General features: G+C 58.5%; 16 protein-coding genes. 13 read left to right on the forward strand and 3 right to left on the reverse strand.

All coding sequences use genetic code 11. The annotated features are described in order from the left end of the window. Nucleotides 1-58: 58 nt before the first annotated feature. The gene (locus J4G14_01190; GenBank protein ID MCE2456416.1) at nt 59-532 is read right to left on the reverse strand and encodes a nuclear transport factor 2 family protein; all 474 of its coding nucleotides are present in this window, start codon (nt 530-532) and stop codon (nt 59-61) included. Between the two features lie 202 nt (nt 533-734). Between J4G14_01190 and J4G14_01195 the strand changes: the two genes are divergently transcribed. Genes J4G14_01195 through J4G14_01250 form a run of 12 tightly spaced genes read left to right on the forward strand, consistent with a single transcriptional unit; the run spans nt 735 to nt 11,647 of the window. Then, complete coding sequence (locus tag J4G14_01195) at nt 735-1,103, forward strand: NADH-quinone oxidoreductase subunit A (GenBank protein MCE2456417.1); 369 nt, start codon at nt 735-737, stop codon at nt 1,101-1,103. Then, entirely contained in the window at nt 1,100-1,633 is a 534-nt protein-coding gene (locus J4G14_01200; protein MCE2456418.1) for an NADH-quinone oxidoreductase subunit B, read from the forward strand. Before J4G14_01195 ends, J4G14_01200 begins: the two co-directional genes overlap by 4 nt. Continuing rightward, nucleotides 1,617-2,144, forward strand: coding sequence for an NADH-quinone oxidoreductase subunit C (locus tag J4G14_01205; GenBank protein MCE2456419.1), 528 nt, complete (start codon nt 1,617-1,619; stop codon nt 2,142-2,144). The genes J4G14_01200 and J4G14_01205 overlap by 17 nt, the downstream gene beginning before the upstream one ends. Before the next feature lie 52 nt (nt 2,145-2,196). After that, complete coding sequence (locus tag J4G14_01210) at nt 2,197-3,321, forward strand: NADH-quinone oxidoreductase subunit D (protein MCE2456420.1); 1,125 nt, start codon at nt 2,197-2,199, stop codon at nt 3,319-3,321. Continuing rightward, a complete protein-coding gene (nuoH, locus tag J4G14_01215) occupies nt 3,318-4,460 on the forward strand; it encodes an NADH-quinone oxidoreductase subunit NuoH (protein ID MCE2456421.1) in 1,143 nt (380 codons plus the stop codon). The genes J4G14_01210 and nuoH overlap by 4 nt, the downstream gene beginning before the upstream one ends. A gap of 32 nt (nt 4,461-4,492) precedes the next feature. Further along, the gene (locus tag J4G14_01220; GenBank protein ID MCE2456422.1) at nt 4,493-5,146 is read left to right on the forward strand and encodes an NADH-quinone oxidoreductase subunit I; all 654 of its coding nucleotides are present in this window, start codon (nt 4,493-4,495) and stop codon (nt 5,144-5,146) included. Continuing rightward, nucleotides 5,146-5,643: an NADH-quinone oxidoreductase subunit J gene (locus tag J4G14_01225; protein ID MCE2456423.1), complete on the forward strand. Its 498-nt coding sequence runs from the start codon at nt 5,146-5,148 to the stop codon at nt 5,641-5,643. The genes J4G14_01220 and J4G14_01225 overlap by 1 nt, the downstream gene beginning before the upstream one ends. Then, nucleotides 5,643-5,957: an NADH-quinone oxidoreductase subunit NuoK gene (gene nuoK, locus J4G14_01230; protein MCE2456424.1), complete on the forward strand. Its 315-nt coding sequence runs from the start codon at nt 5,643-5,645 to the stop codon at nt 5,955-5,957. Before J4G14_01225 ends, nuoK begins: the two co-directional genes overlap by 1 nt. Before the next feature lie 31 nt (nt 5,958-5,988). Then, nucleotides 5,989-7,869: an NADH-quinone oxidoreductase subunit L gene (gene nuoL / locus J4G14_01235; protein MCE2456425.1), complete on the forward strand. Its 1,881-nt coding sequence runs from the start codon at nt 5,989-5,991 to the stop codon at nt 7,867-7,869. A 1-nt stretch (nt 7,870) separates the two neighbouring features. After that, nucleotides 7,871-9,415: an NADH-quinone oxidoreductase subunit M gene (locus J4G14_01240; GenBank protein MCE2456426.1), complete on the forward strand. Its 1,545-nt coding sequence runs from the start codon at nt 7,871-7,873 to the stop codon at nt 9,413-9,415. After that, on the forward strand, nt 9,412-10,896 hold the full coding sequence (locus tag J4G14_01245; protein ID MCE2456427.1) for an NADH-quinone oxidoreductase subunit N: 1,485 nt from the start codon (nt 9,412-9,414) through the stop codon (nt 10,894-10,896). Before J4G14_01240 ends, J4G14_01245 begins: the two co-directional genes overlap by 4 nt. A gap of 31 nt (nt 10,897-10,927) precedes the next feature. Further along, complete coding sequence (locus J4G14_01250; GenBank protein ID MCE2456428.1) at nt 10,928-11,647, forward strand: PIG-L family deacetylase; 720 nt, start codon at nt 10,928-10,930, stop codon at nt 11,645-11,647. A 15-nt stretch (nt 11,648-11,662) separates the two neighbouring features. Here J4G14_01250 and J4G14_01255 read toward each other — a convergent pair whose 3' ends face one another. After that, complete coding sequence (locus tag J4G14_01255) at nt 11,663-13,987, reverse strand: xanthine dehydrogenase family protein molybdopterin-binding subunit (protein MCE2456429.1); 2,325 nt, start codon at nt 13,985-13,987, stop codon at nt 11,663-11,665. Nucleotides 13,988-14,148: 161 nt separating this feature from the next. Between J4G14_01255 and J4G14_01260 the strand changes: the two genes are divergently transcribed. Next, on the forward strand, nt 14,149-14,913 hold the full coding sequence (locus tag J4G14_01260; GenBank protein MCE2456430.1) for an MOSC domain-containing protein: 765 nt from the start codon (nt 14,149-14,151) through the stop codon (nt 14,911-14,913). Here the strand turns inward: J4G14_01260 and J4G14_01265 are convergent. Then, nucleotides 14,906-17,343: CoA transferase (locus J4G14_01265; protein ID MCE2456431.1), on the reverse strand; the 2,438-nt coding region annotated here is incomplete at its 5' end. The genes J4G14_01260 and J4G14_01265 overlap by 8 nt on opposite strands.

Consider the following 17,343-nt stretch of genomic DNA (forward strand, 5'->3'; position numbering starts at 1 on the left):
CTTTCAGAATGCTGGGGAAGCCCCGGAGGGATTCGGTCAGATATGTGGTTTCGAAGTCTTAAGGACCTGGGGCGAACTGAGAACTTACGCACTCGTCAGCTAGCCAATGGTGACCTCTGATCCGCCACTCCCCATCGTACTTACGGACACCAAAGTCGTACGATCTTTCGTACTCGGAAGGGCCAAAGATACCACCTCCGGTTGTCCGAACGACACCAACAGTCAGGACAGTCGTTTGGCCAACGACTCTAGTTTCCTCCAGAGTAATCCTGGCTTCAGACAGTCTGTCTAAACCCCTGCCCGCGTCCAGTGCAAACGCCTCAAAGGAGCAGTCTTCCTTTAGACTGGGAGACCACAGGGCCTCCGCAGCGTCGAGGTCCTCGCTGACGAGCGCCCTGACGTATCGCTGGACCGCGAACTCTGGCGAACCCGGATCAAACTCAGCTTCGCCCCTGGATACAGAAATAGCGACACTGGCGATCAGGAGTAATCCCAATAGCGTCCCACCGCCTATGAGCCAGTAACGTTCCATCTCATTCACCTTTCGTTGGGATCCTGCACTTAAGGGCTCTTCATCCCCCGTACACCAAGTGTAGGTAATCCGGAACCGCAGGTAAGGTCACAGCGTACCTGGAATGAAGGGTGTATAAGTACCTGGGATGTTCTGATTGACACTATTTTGGAGCCGTTGTTACACTTCGTGAGAGCCCTCATTCAGCCGATTGGAGTCCTTCATGCCTGATGGCTACGACATCAACTGGATGGCTGTGTTGCTGGTGGCGGGAGTGGGCTTCGCCGCGATGGCAGCGCTTTTCGCCGTATCCTACATATTGGCGCCAAAGCGGAAGTCGGAAGCCAAGGACATCCCCTACGAGTGCGGAATCCCTCCGGCGCCGTTCATGTGGTCCCAGATCCAGATCAGGTACTACGTTTTTGCTATCCTGTTTCTGATCTTCGACGTTGAGGCCGTGTTCCTCTTTCCGTGGGCGTTGGTCTTTCTAACGACCATCCCCGCTGTCTTCTACGAAATGCTGATCTTCATCGGCATCCTGTTCTTCGGAGTCATCTACGGCTGGCGGAAAGGTGTATTGCAGTGGAGATGAGTCTGGGACAAGGATACGAGCCTGGCATGGGGAACTCTCCGGCCGAGAGCATCTTTAATCGTGCGCTTCCCAACGCGCTCACGGCGAAGTCGGACGAGCTATTCGCACTCGCTCGCAAGAACTCTCTGTGGACACTCTCATTCGGCCTCGCCTGCTGCGCGATAGAGATGATGAGCACGCACATGTCCCACCACGACTTCGACCGATTCGGAATCGTCACGTGGCCGTCTCCGAGACAGGCAGACGTGATGATAGTCGCGGGGACTGTAGTCAAGAAAATGGCAGAGCCGATAAAGCTGCTCTACGAACAGATGCCAGATCCAAAGTGGGTAATTGCCATGGGCAGCTGTGCCACCAACGGGGGCCCCTACTATCGCTCCTATTCGGTGGTAATGGGCGTCGACCATCTCATACCCGTCGACGTGTACGTACCCGGATGCCCGCCCCGACCGGAGGCGCTGATGCACGGCATCATGCAGCTCCAGGAAAAGATACAGATGGACGCCAGGCAGCGTGGCGAGACCTCCTAGGCGCGAGCCGATAATCCCGGAGGCCCCAGTTGCCCTCGACTCCACGGGCGAGGCTCTGACGTCGACATTGGCGGAGGTATTCGGCCCGGAGTGGGCTACTCAGATTGGCGCTGCCGTCGACGAGGTAACCCTCACAGTCCCGGCTGATCAGGTCGCTGGCGTGTGCATCACCTGCAAGACCGACCCCCGCTTGGACTTCAACTATCTGCGATGCCTTTCGGTCGTCGACTACGTCGAAGCGACGGCCGAGTTCGAGGTCAACTACCACTTGTATTCACTGGATAAACGACACAAGATGGTAGTCAAGACGCGCATTCCGGAAGACAGTCCGGCCGTCCCGACTATAACTGGCGTCTGGGCCGGCGCTAACTGGTACGAGCGCGAGAGCCACGATCTCTTCGGAGTAGTCTTTGATGGACATCCCGATCTGGTCCCCCTGTTGCTCTACGAGGAATTCGAGGGCTTCCCCGGACGCAAGAGCTTCCCATTCCATGACTATGAAGAGTGGTGACCCAGCCCGCCACTGTTGCTTCACGCAGAGCCCGCCCTGTTAGCTGAGGAACATGCAACTCCAGGAACAGCCCACACAGCAAGCCGACGCCATTGACCTGATGGTCAACATGGGGCCTCAGCACCCCTCCACGCATGGGGTGTTTCGACTCGTGATATGGGTCGACGGCGAGAAGATCGTCCGGTCGGAGCCACATATCGGCTACCTGCACAGGGGATCAGAAAAGCTTTGCGAGGGTGAGCAGTACAGCCAGATCATCACTCTGTTCGACAGGCTCGACTACGTCGGCAACCTGAACTGCGAGCTCGCCATCTGCATGGCGACCGAGAAGCTGATGGGAATAGAGGTGCCCGAACGCGCCGAGTACATCCGGGTCATCCTCTGTGAGTTAAATCGCATAGCCAGCCATATGCTCTTCTACGGAGTGTACGGGCTTGACGCCGGGGCAATGACTCCCATCCTATATGGCTTCCGTGAGAGAGAAAGGGTGCAGGCCCTGTTCGAGGCGGTCACGGGCGCACGCATGATGCACAACTACATACGCATCGGCGGCGTCAATGAAGACCTGCCCGACGATTTCCAGCCCCGCATGGACACTCTGCTTGACCAGCTTGAACGAGGCATCGAGGAGTGCGACGACCTCCTTAGCCAAAACGAGATGTTCCTCGCCCGCACCAAGGGGATCGGCGCGATTTCGGCAGAGGAAGCGATCGATCTGGGAGTTACAGGACCGGCTCTCAGAGCGTGTGGCGTGCCTGAAGATGTCCGAATTTCCGAGCCTTACTCGATCTATGACCGGTTCGACTTCGGGATTCCGGTGGGCACCTATGGCGACTGCTGGGACCGGTACTACGTCCGCGTCGAGGAGATGCGTCAGTCGCTGAGCATCGTAAGACAGGCGATGAAGCAACTTCCCGAAGGTGAGATAGCCGCCAATGTCAGGCGGATCGCACGCCCTCCAAAAGGTGAGGTCTACCTGCGTACCGAGTCCCCAAGGGGCGACTTCGGAGTTTTCCTGGTCAGCGACGGCAGCGACATGCCTTACAGGGTGAAGGTTCGAGCTCCGTCATTCTGCAACCTGCAGGCCCTGCAGGCAATGCTGCGTGACGCTTACATCGCGGACGCAGTGATAGTCCTCGGCTCAATTGACATCATCCTGGGTGAGGTCGACAGATGACCTCGCTTCAAGTCGTCTACTACACACTTGGAGCGGCTGCCCTCCTCGGATTCCTGTCGCTGGTGGTTCTCGTGCTGACCTGGGCCGAACGCAAGGCTCTTGCGAGAATTCAGATGCGGATGGGGCCAATGCGAGTCGGTCTTCACGGAACACTCCAGCCAATTGCAGACGGCATCAAGTTATTCACGAAAGAGGACATTCTGCCGTCCTGGGCTGACCGACGGGTCTACTGGCTTGCCCCGGTAGCCGTCTTTGTGCCGGCCCTGCTCCTGTGGGTTACCCTGCCAATGGGGCGCGACCTCGTCCTGAGAAACCTGGAACTGGGTCTCTTCTACATTACGGCCATCTCGGTGCTGTCGGTGATGGGACTCGTTATGGCAGGATGGGGATCGGCGAACAAGTACGCCATGATCGGTGGACTGCGGGCCGCAGGTCAGCTCGTGAGCTACGAGATCCCGTTCATCATGGCGATTGTTGCGGTGGCGATGCTTGCACAGTCACTGGACATCACCAAGGTTGTGGACGCACAGGCCAACTTCGGTTACGCGCTGATCCAACCGGCAGGACTCTTCCTGTTTCTCACCGCGGGACTCGCCGAGCTTGGCCGTACACCCTTCGACATCCATCACGCCGAGTCGGAAGTCGTCGGCGGCCCTTTTGTCGAATACAGTGGCGCGCACTGGGCTGCCTTCTTCCTCGCCGAGTACCTGAATACATTCACAGTCGCTGCGCTGACCGTCCTGCTGTTCCTGGGAGGATGGAGGTGGCCGGCGATGCCGTTTGACGGGCTGGCTCACTCAACGCTGTCGCTCGCCTGGTTCCTGGTGAAGACGGCACTCGTCATCTGGCTCATCTTCTGGATCAGGGGAACCTTCCCCAGGCTTCGCATCGACCAGCTCATGTCTTTTGGCTGGAAGCTGCTCGTACCACTGTCGTTCCTGAACATCATCGCAACGGCCGTTGTGCTGTTCTATGGCTGGCCGCTCTGGAGCCTGACCTTCATCTCTCTGCTATTATTGGGCGGCACCGTCTATGTCATCTTCAGGAATCCGGGAACGGACATGCGGCGCGAAACCGTGAGCGTCATATCCGCGCGTGATCTAAGGCGTAACCCGACGGTCGACGCGGCAGACGCGTGACTACTGAACCGTAGCAACTAGAGCATCGCTTAATGGTTGGCTTTCTCGAAGGGCTTTTGGTAACGCTGAAAACAGCGTTGCGTAAGCCGGTAACACTTCAATATCCAGAGCCCGATAAGCGGCACCAGGTAGCCCTCAGGTACATGGGCTTCCCTGCCCTCTTGTGGGATGGTGACGTTCCGGAGCCGTACTGCACAGGCTGCATGGTCTGCGTTCGTGCCTGTCCGACACAGTGCATGAGCGCACAGATGACGGACAATCCGAAGTTCGAATCGGAAGAGAGCAGGCGTCGCAAGATCATCGAGACCTTCGAGATAAATCTCGGCAGGTGCATCCTGTGCGGCATCTGCGTCGATGTCTGCAACTTCGACGCCATCGAGATGAGCCACGAGCACGAACTGAGCAAGTACCAGCGCAACGGCAACCGAGTCGATCTCGATATGCTGCTGGACATGGGTCGCAATTATCAGGACGACACCGGTTGGCGTCCGACCAATCCCTCGAAGAATAGCGGCGTGCCGGTAAAGAAGGACGAGGGCAAGGGAACTCCTAGGCGACGCCCGGCAAGAGCCAGACCGGCCTCCCCGAGTACGGAGGAAGAGGACACATCCTCCAACGTGGCAACGGCTATCGCGCAGCCTGAAGGAACAGATCCGTCCGCCCAGAACCCTGTCTCTGACTGCTAATGGTCTCGCAGTCGCTCGTATTCTTCTACATCGCTGCCGCGCTGATAATCATGGGCGGACTCGGCGTTGTACTAACCCGGAACATCGTCTACGCAGCCTTTGCTCTTCTTGCAGCAATGCTTGGAGTCGCCGGAGTATTCCTGCTCATGTTCGCGGAGTTCCTGGCGCTGGTCCAGGTGCTCATCTACGGCGGCGCAGTTGTAATCGTAGTCCTGTTCTCGTTGATGCTGACTCGCATCCAGGACTTTGAAAACCTCACAGATCATCGACAGTGGCCTCTGGCAGCCTTACTCGCAATTGGGGTTTTCGCCCTGCTGGTAGCAGCGACCCTCACGACAAGCGTACGCGTTGTCGAGCGAAAAAGCCTCGGATTTCTAGAGTTGGGGGAAAGCCTGTTCACTGACTGGGCAGTCCCGTTCGAGGTAGCGTCCCTGGTGCTGCTGGTCGCATTGATAGGTTCAATCGTGCTGGTCAGAACAAGCGGTGGCCGCGATTGATTGAGCTTGCCCACCTCCAGGTTCTCGCAGCGGCCCTATTCTCTATCGGGCTGTACGGAGTGCTGGCGCGACGGAGCGCGGTGCTCATACTGATGTCGATTGAGTTGATGCTAAACGCTGTCAACATCAATCTGATCGGCTATGCGGCCTTCGTAGACTTCGGAGAAGCACAAAGAGCGCTGGGCCAGGTCTTGATCATCTTCGTGATCACTATTGCCGCCGCTGAACTCGCACTGGCGATTGCGATCATACTCAGACTGTACCGGAATCGCAGTTCAGTAAACGTGGACCAGATAGACGCCCTCAGATGGTGATCGACTCCGCTGGACTATCCTCACCTGTTGAATGACTGAAATCATCGGCACAAACTGGGCCTGGGTGATTCCCGCGCTGAGCGCGGGAGCGTTCTTCATAGTACTTCCCTTCCGTCGCTACCTGCCCGTCGAGGGTGCTCCAATTTCCATTGCTGCCATTCTCATTGGGTTCATCCTGTTCTGGTTCGTCCTGTTAGACCTGCTGGCGACAGGGGCAGCCGACCTCAGCATCAGGTGGCTCAGCGTCGGAGACACCACCCTGACCTGGGGCACGACCGTGGATCAGATCTCGGTCACTATGCTGGGGCTCGTCACGTTTGTCGCGCTGCTGGTGCAGGTCTACTCGCTCGGCTACATGAAGCATGATGGCAAGTACGACCCCGGACTGGGTCGCTACTATGCAGTCCACTCTCTATTCGTCGCAGCGATGCTGGCGCTGGTCCTGGCCGACAACCTCGTCTTCCTGTACATCACCTGGGAGTTGGTGGGACTCGGCTCCTACCTGCTCATAGGCTTCTGGTACGAGCGTCGCTCGGCAGCGGAGGCAGCCAAGAAGGCGTTCATCACCACGCGAATAGGCGACGTGGGACTCCTGATAGGGATAGTTCTCCTCTTCAGGGCCACCGGTACGTTCGACATCTCCACGCTGATTCACATCGCGCAGAACGGCGGCATCGAACAGGGAACGCTTAACGTTTCCATGTTCCTGATATTCCTCGGCGCGATGGGCAAGTCCGCACAGGTTCCGTTCCATGTCTGGCTTCCCGACGCGATGGAGGGCCCGACGCCAGTGAGCGCCCTCATACATGCCGCGACGATGGTTGCCGCCGGGGTCTACCTGGTTGCGAGGCTCATGCCCCTGTTCGAACTGACCCCGACTGTCCTCGTAATTGTAGCCTCGGTTGGCGTGGTTACCTTCGTGTTCGCTGGAACAATCGCGCTGGTCGTCACCGACATCAAACGAGTACTCGCCTATTCCACAGTCAGTCACCTCGGTCTCATGATGTTGTCGCTTGGTGCGGGTGGAGTCGGCGTGGCACTGTTCCACCTGGTGGCCCACGGCGTGGCGAAAGCCATGCTGTTCCTCGGAGCCGGTGGCGTCATGCACGCCATGCACGAAGAGACTGACATTCGCAAGATGGGCGCCCTGAGACATCGGATGCCCGTTACCGGCTGGACATTCGCGACTGGCGCCGCGTCTCTAGCGGGGGTCATTCCCCTGGCAGGCTTCTTCACCAAGGACGAAGTGCTGCTGAGAGTGTTGGAGTACCGGCACCCTGTGTTCATCGTCCTGGCGCTGTTTGGTGTGGTTCTCAGCGCGCTGTACATGGCCAGACTCACATTTGCCACATTCTTCGGCGAACCGAAGTCCGACCACTCTGACGTCCACGAATCTCCCTCGGTTATGACATTGCCGTTACTGATGCTGGCGATACCAGCTATCGGCGTAGGCTTCTTCGCGTTCGATCTCGGTGACACGTACAAGGGATTCGCCGGCTTCATCGATGGGCACAGCAAGTTCCACCTGAACATCTGGCTTAGCATCGCCTCACTTGTTTTGGCAGGCATCGGAATCTGGATCGGATGGGCTGCATACATTCGAGGCTCACTCTCGACCGAGAGGATCATCGACCGCTTCCAGTCCGTACACCGCGTGCTCGCAGCAAAGTACTACGTGGATGAGATCTACCAGTGGGTGATTGACCGGATCGTACTGGTGCTTGGCCGGTTCATTGCCGCGTTTGACAGAGTGGTAGTCAACGACACCGCTGTTGATGGCACCGGGGATAGCGTCAAGATCTCAGGCTTCCGCATGAAATTCGTCCAGACCGGTCGAATCTACAACTACGGCATGGCCATGGCAGCCGGTGTTGTGGTCCTGTCACTGATCTGGTGGATCGTCCAGGCGTAGCATGTTCGGATTCGATCCATACGTCCTGTTGCTGTTGATTGTCCTGCCCCTTGTCGGGGCCGGGGCCATCCTGGTCACACCCGGGAGTAACGTCAGAGCGATACGCATGGAGGCAGCGGTCGCCGCGACCGTGACCATGCTGCTCTCGGTCTACGTGTTCCTCGCCTATGATCAGTCCGCCGGTGGAATGCAGCTCGAGAGAACCTGGCAGTGGCTTTCGATGCCCGGTCCGTGGCCGCTCGGCGACCACGCCATAACTCTCCACCTCGCCATTGATGGAATTGCAGCCCCAATGGTCCTGTTAACGGGCATCGTGCTGTTCACGGGCGTTCTGGTGTCCTGGAGAGTTGGCGACAGCGAAGAGGACTCGAAACCGCCCAAGGCCTACTTCGTACTCTACCTGCTGCTCCTGTCGGGTGTGTTCGGCGTGTTCGTGACGCTGGACATGTTCTTCTTTTTCTTCTTCTATGAGCTGGCCGTGCTCCCCATGTACCTGTTGATAGGCGTCTGGGGAAGCAGTTCCACGTTCCCTACGTTCAGCCGCACCAAGGAATACGGTGCGATGAAGCTCATGATTTACCTCGTGGCAGGCAGCGTCCTGATCTGGGTGGCGATGCTCGCCATTTTCGTGGAGGGGGGCCTGGGAACCTTCGATCTCGTAGCTCTCGAGCAGGTGACGTTCTCAGACAACTTCCAGAAGATCTTCTTCCCCTTGTTGATGGTCGGATTTGGTGTGCTGGCTGGTCTCTGGCCATTCCACACGTGGTCACCCGACGGCCACGTCGCGGCCCCGACCGCTGTCAGTATGGTCCACGCCGGCGTTCTGATGAAGCTGGGGGCATTCGGAATCATCCGAATCGGTATGATGCTGATGCCAGAAGGCGCTCAGACGTGGATGCCCGTGCTGATAGGCCTGGGCACGGTAAACGTACTGTACGGAGCTTGGTCGGCCATCGGGCAGAATGACCTCAAGTACGTCATAGGCTACTCCAGCGTGAGCCACATGGGGTACGTGCTGATGGGCATCGCAACACTCAACCCGCTGGGTCTCAGCGGAGCGGTGCTCCAGATGTTCAGCCACGGTGTCATGACAGCCCTCTTCTTCGCCGTCGTCGGCGCCGTCTACGACAGGACGCACACCCGTGACATCTACACTCTCGATGGCCTCGCTAAACGGATGGGGTTCACAGCCACGATGTTTGCCATCGCAGGACTTGCCTCGCTCGGTCTACCTGGGCTGAGTGGATTCGTTGCTGAGTTGCTCGTCTTCCTCGGACTCTTCCAGACCTATCCGCTGCTGGGCGTACTAGGCATCATCGGCGCGGCCATTACCGCGGTGTACATACTGAGACTGCTGGCGCGCGTCTTCTTCGGGCCACTGGGAGAACGCTGGGAAGACCAGACCGACGCAAGCGGTCTGGAACGAGTCTCGACCCTGGTCCTTGCGGGATTCATCCTGCTTGTCGGCCTGTTCCCCTTCCCGTTCATCCGAGTCATTGAGAGCGGAGTGTTCGAGGTGCTCGCCAGGTTCGGAGACGTGGGATGAACAACAACTTCCTGCTCCTCCTCCCAGAGTTCATGGTGACCGGACTGGCGTTCGCCATCCTGACTCTCGACTTCTTTGTCGGCAGAGACAGAAAGCACTGGCTCGGTTATCTGGCTGCCGCCGGACTGGCAATCACGCTCATTGTGATGCTGGTCTACCAATGGAACACCACTGACGACCTCTACGACGGCCTGATCTCGATAGACGGATACTCACTGTTCTTCAGAGCCGCGTTCCTGGTGATGGCCATCGTGATAGTGCTGTCCTCGGTTGAGTACGTCCGCAAGAACCTCGAATACCCGGGCGAGTACTACGCAATCCTGGTCTTTGCCGTCGTCGGCATGATGCTGATGTCCGCGTCACGCGAACTGCTGACTGCATACATCTCACTAGAACTGCTTAGCTTCAGCCTCTACGTGTTGGTGTCGTTCGACCGCTATAACCCGAGATCGAACGAAGGTGGCACGAAGTACATACTCCTCGGCGCTGTATCTTCGGCATTGCTGCTCTTCGGCATCAGCCAGATCTTCGGACTCACCGGCACTACCAGGTTCGACGAGATCGGAAGCGCTCTCAGGGCCGCCAGCGAGATCAGCCCCGGTGTCCTGGTCGGGCTCGTGCTGATAATCGCAGGACTCGGATTCAAGGTCGCCGCAGTACCCTTCCACATGTGGGCTCCCGACGCGTACGAGGGCGCGCCGATTCCCATAACTGCGTTCCTTGCTGTCGCGTCGAAGGCTGCAGCGTTTGCCCTGTCCCTCAGGTTCTTTGCGGAATCGCTGCTACCGATAATCGGGGAATGGCAGATCATTCTGGCGATGATGGCAGCGCTAACGATGATGGTCGGCAACCTGGTCGCACTTGCCCAGACCAATCTCAAGAGACTGCTCGCCTACTCCAGCATCGCTCACGTTGGGTACCTGCTGATGGGCCTGGCCGCGTTGGCAGTTGTCGAGCCCGATGGTGACGTTCAGCGCAACGTCTCCCATCTCGCCTCCAACGGTCTGATGCTACACCTCGTTGCGTACGGCATAACCAACTCAGCGGCTTTCCTTTGCCTGGCTGTCTTCTACAACGAGACAAAACGGGATGACATCGCCGATCTCGCAGGTTCAGCCCGTCGCGCGCCTTTCCTGGCACTGGTCATGGCAGCGTCGCTGTTTTCCCTGGCGGGCCTTCCGTTCTTCGCGGGGTTCGTGAGTAAGTTCTACCTGTTCAGCGCGGTAGCTGCACAGGGTCTGCTGTGGCTTGCCGGGCTTGCAATCTTCACAAGCCTCCTCTCGCTTTATTACTATCTTCAGGTAATTCGACAGATGTACATTGAGGAGCCAAGGGTTTCGGGAGCGATTCGGATTCCAAAGGTGACGATTGGCCTACTGGGCGTCCTTCTGGCTGGAATGGTCCTTTTGGGCGTGTACCCGGCTCCTGTAATGGACGCGATTCAACACGCAAGCGATGCTCTATTTGCGTCCATCGGCTAAAGGGACTAGCACTAAATACTGGGGAGAATAGATGGAAACCGAAAACGGATACTCTAGCGCAATGGTCGTAATTGCTCACGCAGACGACGCTGAGTACGGCTGTTCAGGCACAGTTGCCAAGCTCTGCGCCGAAGGCTGGGAGATGACCTACGTCCTGTGCACCGACGGCAGCAAGGGCAGCTCAGACCGCGAGATTACAGGAGAAGAACTGTCGGCCATGAGACGCGAGGAGCAGGTCAACGCAGGAAAAGTCCTCGGCCTGAAGGACGTGGCGTTCCTGGGGTACCCGGACGGATACCTTGAGCCCACCCTGGAGGTGCGTCGGGACATTGCACGAGAGATACGCAGGTTCAAGCCCGACGTGCTGATCTGCCAGTATCCCCTGCGTGTGCTCGACGGCGGCTGGGGCGTTGGCCATCCAGACCACCTCGCAGCTGGCGAGGCGGCACTCGCGGCCGTATTTCCGACCGCGAGAGACCACATGACCTTCCCCGAGCTGTTGGAAGAAGGCTTCGAACCCCACAAGGTTGCCGAGGTCTGGATCATGGGACATCCCGACCCCGACGTTCGCATCGACGTCACTGACCATATGGAGACAGCCGTCAAGGCACTCGCCGAGCACCACACACAGACAGGTGGGCGCCCCTACCAGGAGCTACTCCCCCGGATGCAGGAGTGGCGTCGACGCGGTTCGGAAGGCACTGGAATGCTCTACTCCGAGTCCTTCAAGAAGATCCAGTTCCGGCGTTAGGATGGCGTCCCGCTCCTAGCTGACTCCCGCCTCCCGCAGCGCCTTTGTGACAACCGCTGGCGACATCGGCAACTCGGTGAGTCTTACCCCCGTTGCGTCGTAGATTGCATTGGCTATCGCAGCCATTGGCGGCACTATAGACACCTCGCCTACGCCCCGGACCCCGTAGGGATGTCCGGGGTTGGCAATTTCAACGATCACCGTGTCAATCATGGGCAGGTCCAGGCTGGTCGGCATTCGATAGTCCAAGAACGTCGAGTTCTCCATCGTGCCGTCGTCCCCGAAGTAGTACTCTTCGTTGAGCGCCCAGCCGATACCCTGCACCGCTCCGCCCTGGATCTGCCCCTCGACGTAGCTGGGATGGATCGCCTTGCCCGCATCCTGCAGGGCCGTAAACCGCAGGATTTCAACCTTGCCTGTCTCGGGATCGACCTCCACGTCAACAACGTGAACTGCGAAAGCATTGCCTACCCCGCCTGGGTTCACTGTAGCTCGACCGACAATAGGCCCTCCTGTGCCGTTGAGCTGCGCAGCAAGATCCTTGAAGCTGATGCTGAGCTCTGTATCCTGCCGGTGTCTGAGAGTAGCGTCCTCGTACTCGACGTCGTCGGGATCGACCTCCCATATACGGGCAGCACGCTCGATTAGTTGCGCCCTAGCGTCCTGCGCAGCCTCGTAGCAGGCATGTCCCATCTTGAACGTGACTCCGCTTCCACCAGCGCCGGAACTGTAGCCAATCGAATCTGTATCGACGATTGCAGGGCGCACGTCGTCGACGGGAATCTGGAGCACCTCGGCGACGTGCATGGCCATCGCGGCCCTGCTTCCACCGATATCTGGAGACCCCTCGATAAGGCTGACCGTGCCGTCAGGATTAATTGACGCCACCGCCGAGGCTGGACCCGACCCATTGAACCAGGCCCCGCCGGCAACCCCGCGGCCCTGCAGTTTCCCCTCGAGCCTGGTCTGCAAGTGAGGGTGTTCGCGCGTGGCTTCGAGTATCTCTTTGTTCCCAATTCGCTGGTATCTGGGACCTGCAACCTGCCGCGTGCCCTCTTCGGACGTATTCATTAGGCGAAGCTCCACGGGATCCATGTCGAGCTTCCTGGCCAGCTCATCCAGCGCTTGCTCAGCCGCGAAGGCCGCTGCCGGAGAACCTGGTGCGCGATATGCAGACGACTTCTGTTTATTGACCAGCACGTCTACGCCTTCGACAAGGGCATTCGGCATGTTGTACGGACCGAACATCGTCCTGCATCCTGAGGCAACGGGAGATCCCGGGAACGCGCCGGCTTCATACGTGAGATGAGCCTCTGCGGCAGTAATTTCGCCGGTCACCTTCGCGCCAATCTTGACCGTAATGTGAGTGCCGGAGGTCGGGCCGCTGCCAACGAACACCTCTTCGCGGGTCATAACGATCTTCACCGGCTGACCAGTCTTCTGTGAGAGCTTTGCAGCCAGCGGCTCAAGGTACACACCACCCTGTCCCTTTCCTCCGAAGCCGCCGCCGATCTCCATCGGGACCACCTTAACGTGGGAAACAGGAAGGTCGAGCATCCTCGAGGTGTGGTCTCGAACTGCGAAGTGACCCTGGCTGCTGCACCAGACGGTGACGTAGCCGTCGCTACCCCAGTGGGCGGTTGCGGCGTGTGGCTCAATGTACCCTTGATGCACGGCCTGGGTCTTGTACTCCTCCTCCACGATGACGTCTGCCTCCGCGAAACCCTCTTCGATGTCGCCGAGGCTGAACTCGAACCGGTTAGCGAGGTTGGTCTGTTCCTCGGAGTCGCCCCAGCCACCTGCCCTGAGCGTCGGGCTATGCACGGTGAGCAGGCGTTCATGAAGAATCGGCGCGTTTGTCTCCAATGCGCTATCAGCGTCCAGTACGTGAGGAAGTACCTCATAGTCCACATCTATCAGATCGAGCGCCTGCTCTGCAGTCGCTGAATCGATCGCAGCAACCGCCGCCACGACGTGACCCTTGTACAGGGCTTTCTCCCTGGCGATCACATTCCTACTGTAGAAGCCGTAGTTGACCATGGCGCCTTCCGCCTGGTCGGTGAACTCCGCTGACACTTCGGGCATGTCCGCTGCCGTCACAACGGCTTTGACTCCGGGGTGTGCGAGTGCCCTGGATGCATCTATCGAGCGGATTCGGGCGTGAGCATGTGGGCTTCTCAACAGCTTCCCGTGAAGCATTCCGGGGAGGTGTATATCCGCGCTGTACCGTGCCCTCCCTGTCACTTTGTCCAGACCGTCAGGCCGGACGGGCCTTGATCCAACGGTGTCGAATTCCTCGTTAGACAGCACGAGGTTCGGTTCATAAGTCTGAGTCGCCATGAGTCGCCTCCGTGGCAAGTTCTTTGGTAATCCTGTAGGCCGTAATGTATCACGAGAGACGGGAAGTTCGTTAGTGGACGCATGGCGGCAGAGTCTTCGACGTACTGCTACCATGAGCAACCAGTACAGCCGAATGTGATCGTCAGGAGAAATTCTCGAACATGCCGACCGTCAGTGCAATCAATCTCGCACCAGTGAAGTCTCTCGGTCTGATCAGCCTTGATCGGGCTGACATATACTCACGAGGCATCGAGGGCGACAGGCGTTTCATAATTCTCGACGATTCGGGCAAAGTGGTGACACAGCGCCAGATCGGGCAGCTTACGCTTGTGACCGCTGATTGCTGCACTGCCGACAACCGGCTAAAGGTCACGTTTCCCGATGGCAGCGTGATTGACGGGAGTCCCGAACCGGGTGAGGCAACTGCCACGGTGCTCTGGGGACGCGTAGTAGAGGGCAAGCTGGTCAAGGGGCCATGGTCAGCGGCACTATCCGAATTCTGCGGCACTGAGCTGAGCCTGTTCGAGTCGAACAGCCCCGGAGTATGTTTTGACGAGTACCCGGTGTCGATCATTTCTCAGGCATCAATCGACTATCTGACTGGCCTGACCGGAGGGTCCAAGGCGTTCGAGGCTGAGAGGTTTAGACCCACTCTCCTACTCGACGGCTGTGAGCCCCACGAGGAAGACTCGTGGCTGGGCAAGGGATTACGTATAGGGGAGCGACTTAGATTGCGACTCATCTCGCGCGACCCCCGTTGCGCCATCACCACCCTAGACCCGTCAACAGGCGAACGTGACTTCGATACGCTCAGGCTGATCCTGAGTTACCGCCCAAGCGTTCGCGCAGCCTACTTCGGCGTGTACGGCATCGTCGAGTCACCCGGTACTGTGGCGGTCGGAGACGAGGTCCAGCTAACTATATAACCCGTCTGACTGGGGGCGGCAGATCGGGGGACGGCTCGTCAGCGATGGTCCGGCGCTCGTAGAGCGGCGCGAGCTCGTCGTCACCAAGACCCAGCAGTCCTATGAGCACCTCTGAGTTGTGCTCGCCGTACAGTGGCGAGGCTTTTCTCACGATGCCCGGCGTTTCTGACAGCTTCCAAGGCATTCCCGGATACGGGAAGACGCCCATTTCAGGGTGTTCCATTGGCTCGTAGAAGCCACGAGCATGGAAGTGCCGATTGCTGACAATTTCCCAGTTTGCGAGCACCGGTGCCGCTGGCACCCCGGCAGCCTGGAGCATCGCAGTCGCCTCATTATGATCGTACTGGCGAGTCCACTCTGAAACGGCGAGGTCGATCTCGTCGTGGCGTGCTCTGCGTCCTTCTGCTGTCTCCAGTTCAGGGTCGTTTCCCATATCCGTGTGACCAATGGTCTCGGCCAGTGCCCTCCACTCCTCGAGTGTTCGTACACACAATGCCAGCCAACTGTCATCTCCATACGACGGATAGCACCCCTGCGGAGCGTGTATCGGGTGTCGGTTTCCACGGCGTTTGGCAAGGTTTCCGGTGACCGTGTACTCCATGATCGCCTCTGGAAAGAACGTGATGCCGTTCTCATGAAGAGACATGTCGACGTACTGGCCCTCCCCAGTGCTCTCGCGATAATGAAGGGCCGCCAGGATGGCGATGGCCGCATGAGCGCCTGTGACGGGATCAGCATAGAAGAGCGTACTTCGGTACGGACGATCGTCGTCCGCATACCCGGTAGCCGCTGCAAGACCGCAGCTTGCCTCGACATTCGCCCCGTAAGCGACGTAGTCTCGGTCAGGGCCCGTCTGACCGAATCCCGAGATCGACACCATGATGATCTCGGGGTTCAAAACCTTAAGCACAGGGTACTGAAGGTTGAAGTTGCGCATCACCCGCGGGCTGTTGTTCTCCAGGACCACGTCCGACTCAGCGACAAGCTTCAGGAAAATCTCCCTGCCCGTTTCGTCGTCCAGGTTGAGTGTTATTGCCAGCTTGTTTCGGTTCATTTTGTTGAAGTAGGCTGCGCGATTGTAGTGGTGCCTGAACGGGTCGCCACCAGGATACCTTCCTCCCCGCGTTGCTGGGCGGTCTGGCGCCTCGATCTTAATGACTTCTGCTCCAAGGTCAGCCAAGTGCCTCGCGGCAAGCGGCCCCGCCCAGTTGGCCGTCAGTTCCAGTACTCGCACTCCGGCGAGAGGCATGCGCCTGGTGTCCTGACCGAGGGGCGCTATCTTCTCTCTGTCGATTGCGTGAAACGGGCGACCACCAGGTGCGAATTCGAACTGGGAGTCTTCGTCGAGTCCCGGCGCAGGTCGCCTGATGCTCGCTGGCGTCTTCGAAAACACGTATGGGAAGCTCGGCATAACCGTTCTGCCTGCCTTGGGGTGATCGACCTGTTGTAACCACTCACGGTGTTGGAGCTGGGACGAATTCGTCAGGTCAGCGGCATCGCTCACCGGAGTAACCGGCACTCGCAGTTCCTGACCCGCCCTGAAGATCTCATCCTTGGTCTTGTCGGAGCACCACTCGGTCAGCAGCGCGACCAGCTTCCGGCGGTTGTCCGACCAACTCTGACGGTCAGCGAAGTCGGGACTGTCTATCAGTTCGGGACGATCGATCAGGACAAGGAATGTCGGGTCCCACCTGAATGGGAAGAACCACACCCAACCGTCCTTGCACGGAATGCAGTCCGGCCCTGTTCGGCGAAGGACGATCCCTTCGTGAGTCCACGAAGTAGACGTCCAAGCGTGTGCTGACAGCATGGCCTCAACCGACGACACATCCACATGCTGACCCTTACCAGTCATGCGAGCCCACCTCAGCGCCGCCATGGAGGCAATAGCCGATTGAGCGCCAGCATGAAGCATGGGCTGGTTGTTGTTCATCATGAGCGGCTCGCGTTCTGCGTTGCCGCAGAAGTACCTGTACCCGCCCATGGCGAAGTCCGTGATTTCGTCGGACTTCCAGTGGCGATTTGGGCCCGTCTGTCCAAAGTGCGTCACTGACGTGAACACAAGGGCTTCGTTCACAGCGGATAGCGATTCGTGCCCCAGTCCAATGGAGTCCATGTAGCCAGGTTCAAAGCTCTCAACAAGAATGTCAGCGCAGGCCGCGAAGCTGCGTACCCTTTCACGTCCGGCCTCGGTCTCCAGTTCTAGCACGATGCTTCTCTTGTTCGCGCCGTAGTACAGGAACATACCGCTGGAGTCGAGGTCAGGTGAAGCGGCAAAAGGCCCAATGTGACGCAACGGATGGCCCGAGTCGGGCCGTTCCACCAGGACGACTTCTGCCCCAAGGTCGGTGAGTAATACCGTTTCAGCGTGAGCGAGCCGTAGTGGAAGTGGCGGTGGTCTAATACTTGGTCTATGCTCTTTCCAGCTTT

It is taken from the genome of Dehalococcoidia bacterium (assembly GCA_021295915.1).
Lineage (GTDB): Bacteria > Chloroflexota > Dehalococcoidia > Lucifugimonadales > UBA1123 > VXRN01.